5 protein-coding genes are annotated in these 6,296 nt (G+C 49.3%); 3 read left to right on the forward strand and 2 right to left on the reverse strand.

Annotation, left to right across the window (positions count from 1 at the left end; translation table 11 throughout):
* Nucleotides 1-40: 40 nt before the first annotated feature.
* Both aroC and F453_RS0109615 read right to left on the reverse strand, forming a co-directional pair.
* Nucleotides 41-1,129 (reverse strand): chorismate synthase, encoded by a 1,089-nt coding sequence (aroC, locus tag F453_RS0109610; RefSeq protein ID WP_018967833.1) that lies wholly within the window; start codon nucleotides 1,127-1,129, stop codon nucleotides 41-43.
* Between the two features lie 336 nt (nucleotides 1,130-1,465).
* Nucleotides 1,466-2,086, reverse strand: a complete 621-nt coding sequence (locus F453_RS0109615) for an FKBP-type peptidyl-prolyl cis-trans isomerase (RefSeq protein WP_018967834.1) — start codon at nucleotides 2,084-2,086, stop codon at nucleotides 1,466-1,468.
* A 234-nt stretch (nucleotides 2,087-2,320) separates the two neighbouring features.
* Between F453_RS0109615 and F453_RS0109625 the strand changes: the two genes are divergently transcribed.
* From F453_RS0109625 to F453_RS0109635, 3 genes are all read left to right on the forward strand, one after another.
* Nucleotides 2,321-4,528: a S8 family serine peptidase gene (locus tag F453_RS0109625; protein WP_033404258.1), complete on the forward strand. Its 2,208-nt coding sequence runs from the start codon at nucleotides 2,321-2,323 to the stop codon at nucleotides 4,526-4,528.
* A 130-nt stretch (nucleotides 4,529-4,658) separates the two neighbouring features.
* A complete protein-coding gene (fldA, locus tag F453_RS0109630) occupies nucleotides 4,659-5,153 on the forward strand; it encodes a flavodoxin FldA (RefSeq protein WP_018967837.1) in 495 nt (164 codons plus the stop codon).
* A gap of 93 nt (nucleotides 5,154-5,246) precedes the next feature.
* The gene (locus F453_RS0109635; protein WP_009236275.1) at nucleotides 5,247-5,612 is read left to right on the forward strand and encodes a DUF2023 family protein; all 366 of its coding nucleotides are present in this window, start codon (nucleotides 5,247-5,249) and stop codon (nucleotides 5,610-5,612) included.
* The last annotated feature ends 684 nt before the right edge of the window (nucleotides 5,613-6,296 follow it).

A 6,296-nucleotide genomic window follows, 5' to 3' on the forward strand; every position in this document is an offset into this window, starting at 1 on the left:
CGGGTTGACAAGGTTATTCGTAGCCTTGCCAACCCGTTTTTCATTCGCCATCGTTATCTATTCTGGTCCCTGCCATGGCCAAATTGTCCATCAACACCATGGCTGCCATGGCCTCGACGATGGGTACAGCACGCGGAACAACACACGAATCGTGACGCCCACGGGCAGCGAACGTGGTGGGCGTTCCGTCTACTTCGATGGTGTCTTGCTCCATCAGCACCGTGGCCACAGGCTTAAACGCCACGCGAAAAAAGATATCTTGTCCATTGCTGATGCCTCCTTGGATGCCTCCGCTATGGTTGGTGAGGGTAGAAACTTGGCCCTCGTCGGACACAAAAACATCGTTCACCTCACTGCCTTTATGACCTACTAGGTCGAACCCATCGCCTATCTCAAAGCCCTTTGCAGCGTTTATGCTCAACATGGCATAACCCAATCGGGCGTGAAGCTTGTCAAACTCGGGTTCGCCAACACCCACAGGGCAGCCCTTAATCACGCATGTTACCACGCCGCCAATGGTGTCGCCCGCGTTCTTCGTTTCCAAAATAAGTTGCGCCATACGCTCGGCCTGCTCCTCATCGGGGCATCGCACATCGTTGTTTTCAGTGTTCGAGAGGTCGTATAGCCGATAATCTTTCTCCAAGGCAATATCTCCCACCTGCGACACGTATGCCGAAATGGTAACGCCCATTTGCCTAAGTGCCAGCTTAGCCAATGCTCCACCCACCACGCGCGCCAAAGTTATGCGAGCCGACGAACGACCTCCGCCACGATGGTCGCGTAGTCCGTACTTATTATAATAGGTGTAATCGGCATGCGACGGACGAAAAAGCCCACGCATGTTGTCGTAGTCTTTAGAGTGCTGGTTGGCGTTTCGCACCACAAAACCAATGGGCGTGCCTGTGCTTTTGCCTTCGAACACACCGCTAAGCAGCTCCACCTGGTCGGCCTCATTACGACTCGTGGTGAGCTTGCTTTGACCCGGCCGACGCCGATTAAGCTCCGACTGGATAAAGTCTACATCTATATCGATGCCCGCAGGCATACCATCTACCACGCCTCCGATGGCAGGCCCATGGCTTTCGCCAAAGGTGGTGAGGGCGAAAAGATTTCCAAATGTGTTGCGCATAATCGTTATGTGGGATGAGGTTTGTGAGTTTATGAATACGCGAGCTTATCAATCTCTGAGTCAATCAGTTTTAGAAGTTGTAACGCTTATAAGGTTGGAAGCTTATAAAGCTTATTACGCGCCTCTCAAACAATATGCGCGCCAACTTACCATTTGCAGAAGTGACCGCAGAAAAAGCAGTGCATGAGCTAAGCGCCCTACAACTCAAAAACTAAAAAACTAAAGAACTAAACAACTCAAATACAAACAAATGGCGAACACACGGCAGCACCAAACGCAGCCATCATGTGTTCGCCATTGTATATATAAATACGAAGTGCAGATGCAGCGAAGTGCTTAATGATGTCCGCAACCACCGCCATGGTGGCCATGTCCACATCCGCAGCTATGGCCGTGACCATCGCCTTCGCCATCGCCATGATGATGATCGCAACCGCCACCACAGCCTCCGCAACCGCCTTCACCGCTAATATGACTCAGCATTTGCTGAATTTCCTCATTCGTTGCTTCGCGATTTTCCACTATTTCGCCCTTAAACAGCAGGTCTAGTCCTGCAAGCGGGTGGTTCAAGTCCATCTTCACGGTGTCGTCCGTCACGTCTAACACGCGCCCGGTAAATCGGTTTCCGTCTTCGTTTTGCAACGGCACAATGGCGTCTTTATAGATATTGTCGTGATCGAAGTGTCCATTAATGGTGAAAATCTCCTTGTTCAGGTCGAGCACGCGTTCGTCAAGACGTTCGCCGTAAGCCTCTTCGCTTTCGATGTTCAGGGTGAACTGTTCGCCCTTGGGCAGGTCTTCCACACCGTTTTCGAAGGCGTCGAGGGTGATGCCAAACCCTGTAATAAACACGAAGGGGCGATCGGCTGGTGCCTCTTCGATGAGCGTTTCCTTACCGTCGGTCACCGAATAGAGCTTGTAAGCCACGGCAATAAACTTGTTGTTTTCTTTTTCCATTGTTATATTTTACTTTTTATCTTTTCCTTATAATCCTGATGCCAATGCACGTTATGCCACAAATCGCGAACTTCGCACTCGGCATTACATGCAAAGTTACAAAAAAGTTTCTGTTTAGACGCAATCTCCACTATTTTCCGTAACTTTGCTTTCGCTAGGCCAACACAAGCCATGAGAATTGCCTTTTCTGAGCAAGGCCCTGCCACTTCAACATCACATACACCCACACAAACGATGAAAAGGATATTGACATTTGCCATTTTCGCCCTTCTGTGCATACAACATGTCGGTGCACAACGGCCCAACTATGCCAAGATGTCGGGCGAACTGCGGCAACTGTACGTAGAAAATCGAGCCGAGCAACAGGCTTCAACCCGCGCAAACGAGCCCGATAGCCGCGCCGTTTGTGCCTTCGTACGCATCGAAGGCGATGCCGAGGCGGTGTTCAAAACCCACGGTTGCAAGTCGTTAGCTAGCATTGGCAATATCCACATTGTGAATATCCCCCTTAACAGACTTGCCCAACTATCACAATCGAAACAGGTTAACCGTATCGAAGCAGGCCATAGCAACAGCATACTAACGGATAGCACGGCCAAGGTGCTAAACGCCTGGCCAGCATACCAAGGCCTATCGCTGCCGCAAGCCTACACGGGCAAGGGCGTGGTGGCGGGTGTTCAAGACATCGGGTTCGACCTAACACACCCCAATTTCTGCGATTCAACGGGTCAAACGTTACGCATCAAGGCCTTGTGGGACCAACTTTCTACCGACACCATCGGCTCTACGCTACCCGTAGGACGCGACTATACCACACCAAACGACCTGCTTAACCTGCGCCACACACGTGATGGTAAACAAGAAACGCATGGCACCCACACGCTGGGCATTGCTGCTGGCAGTGGCTTTAAAAGCCCTTATCGAGGCATGGCGTGGGAAAGCGACATCTGCCTGGTATCCAACATGACAAGCGAAAACAAGAATTTGGTGGACAAAAAAGACCTACATAAATATACCACAGCAACAGACGCGCTGGGCTTTAAATACATCTTCGACTATGCCAAGCGCCATAATCAGCCTTGCGTGGTTTCGTTTAGCGAGGGTTCTAGCTTTCGTTTCGACAGCGACACACAACTTTACCATGCCTTTCTAGATAGCCTTCAAGGTCCGGGACGCATCATCGTGGCCGCGGCAGGCAATGAAGGCGGACGGGCAAGTTACCTTAGAAAACCATTAGGAACCGACTCGGCTGGCACTTGCATTAAAGATTCGAACGGACGAATACGCGTCTCGGCCAAGAGCAAAGCACATTTCCTGATTAGGCTGCGATTTCATCGTGTGGGCACATTAACCACATACGACATCGATACCCGTACCTTAATTACCTCCAAAGATTCGCTGCTGGTAGACACGCTGACATTTGGAAAGCTAAGTTACGAAATACAAGCGGTGGCCTATCCGTCTGATAACGCTGGTGCATTGGCCTACGAGATGTATCTGCGAGCATTGGGTTCGAACACCTACGTGCCACCAACGGCACTTATATTAATAGGTGCGAAGGCCGATGTAGAACTATTTCGGGGTACAGGCACATGGGAAACGAACAAACGCGAGCCTGCACTCTTAGGCGGAAACGATAGCCACACCATCCTATCTCCTGCCAGCGCGCCCTCTGTTATAGCCGTTGGGGCAACCTCGTATCGAACCTACATCACCAATTATAAGGGTGAAAAGAAGTTTTCGTTTCAAGGAACAGGAGGGAAAAGAGCACCCTACTCGTCCAAAGGGCCAACAGCCGACGGCCGAACTAAACCCGACTTGATGGCTCCCGGCAGCAACATCATCTCCTCATACAATAGCTTTTACATTGCCAGTAACCCCAACAAAAGCGACGTGCAATGGGATGTGGAGCACTTCGAACACAATGGCCGCATCTATCCGTGGAACTGCAACACGGGCACATCTATGGCTGCGCCAGCCGCAGCAGGAGCTATCGCCCTGTGGTTGCAGGCCAAACCCACACTAACTACCAGCGAAGTGCTCGATGTGGTAGCACAAACGGGCATCCGCCACACCACCTCCCTGCCCCACCCCAACAACCAATATGGCTACGGACAGATTGACGTTTATCGCGGTTTGCTCCATATTCTGGGCATCACCAAGGTGCAAGGCATCGACCAACACCAACCACAAGGCGTATCGATAGCCCCTGGAAGCAATGGCGAACTGCACATAACGTTCGCCGACGGACAACCTCACACCTGTGCCCTTCGCATCTATTCGCTTTCGGGTTCATTAGTTCTAAGTAGGGCACGCACGCTGTTGGCTGCCCAATCCACCATACGGCTCGGGTCATTAACAGCAGGTGTGTACGTGGTTCAGATACATGCCGACAGCCCCAAACACAGCGGAAGCACGCTCGTTAGGTTTATCGGGAAATAAAGCAGCAGGTGTTTCCATCCCCCAAAACAGCGTTTACGCAAAAAACACCATTTCTAGGTATTGCGCCGTTATTCATTTGTACTTAACTTTGCATCCATAATTAATTACACATTTAAAACTAAGAATTGAAATGAAAAAAACGGTGGTAGTATATGGTTCTTCAACAGGAACCTGCCAAAGCATCGCTGAAACGATTGCAAACAAATTGGGTGCAGAAGCCCTTGACGTAGCTAACTTCAACGCAGACGTTGTTGCCGAGAACGAAAATCTGCTCATTGGAACCTCTACTTGGGGTGCTGGCGAACTGCAAGACGACTGGTACGACGGCGTGAAGGTTCTTAAAGAGGCCAACTTGGCTGGTAAAACAGTGGCCGTATTTGGTTGCGGTGATGCCGAATCTTACTCTGATACGTTCTGCGGAGCAATGGCCGAGCTTTACAATGCCGCTAAAGACAGTGGCGCAAAAATGGTTGGCGAAGTGTCTACCGATGGCTATACCTTCGACGATAGCGAGGCTGTTGTAGATGGTAAGTTCGTGGGATTGGCTCTCGACGACGTGAACGAAGACGATAAGACCGAAGGTCGTATCGACGCATGGCTCGAAGATATCAAAGCTGCATTGTAAATTTCGATTGCAGAGAAATATTTTTGCATGAAGCAAAACCCCGACGGTGGGGTCTGAAAACAGGCCCCACCGCCATATAAAAAGTACAAGACTATGCCGCAGACAGAAATGATTTCAGCCGACATGAAGGTGCTGATGAACCATATATATGAGTATCAGAAAGGCGTGCGACAGATGGTTTTATACACCTTCAACAAGAAATACGAGCAATTTGCCATAGCAAGGCTTGAACGTCAGCACATCGACTACCTGATAAAACCTGTGGGGAAAGATAACCTCAACTTGTTTTTCGGTAAGAAAGAGTGCCTCAACGCCATCAGGATGATGGTTAACCGCCCACTAAACGAGCTCAGCCCAGAAGAGGATTTCATACTTGGAGCAATGCTCGGCTATGACATTTGCCGACAATGCGAACGCTACTGCGAACGCAAAGAGCGCACTTTCAAAGTGGCGCAATGAAAAGAAACATCAACAGAATAAGCCAAATTGAATAAAATCATATAACGATAACTTTTAATCTTGTTCGCTAAATAAAATTCATAATGTTTTTGTATAATATGTGAAGGGGTGTCGGGAGACACCCCTTTATCGTTATATCAGCTCGTAAATACATTGTGGTGCAATGGCATCGTTCATTCCAAGCTCATCCAATTGCACAAGTTCGGGATAAGATACCATTTGTTTCCCAACACATTTAAAAATGCCTTTATCTAGCGCTTTCTTGCCATTGAAGGAGTACAAGCTCATTTGTACTGCCCCTACAAACCTTTTGTAGCCACACTACAAAACGCTTGTAGTCACACTACAACTCACTTGTAGCCACACTACAAAGCACTTGTAGCCACACTACAAACAACTTGTAGCGCAACGGCTTGTAGTGTACTGAGATTAGTTGACACTTTTCGTTGTTAAATACTCCTTTGGTTGACAAGAAAAATCCTTATGTTGTATTTAGGTTGTCATGTCCTTCTCCAAAGTCCAAATTTGGTTTACAGCTGCCATCCGTTTGCAAAGTTAAGCATTGTTTGTTGGCCGTCCAAGTTTGGGCTGGCCTTTTTTGCGTGAATGAAAACAAGGCCATGAAAAACACCGAGGGGGTGCCCTGCGGCAGGGGGCTCGCAGCCCCCGAGAGCAAGAGGTGCT

It is taken from the genome of Hoylesella loescheii DSM 19665 = JCM 12249 = ATCC 15930, from assembly GCF_000378085.1.
GTDB classification, from domain to species: Bacteria; Bacteroidota; Bacteroidia; order Bacteroidales; family Bacteroidaceae; genus Prevotella; species Prevotella loescheii.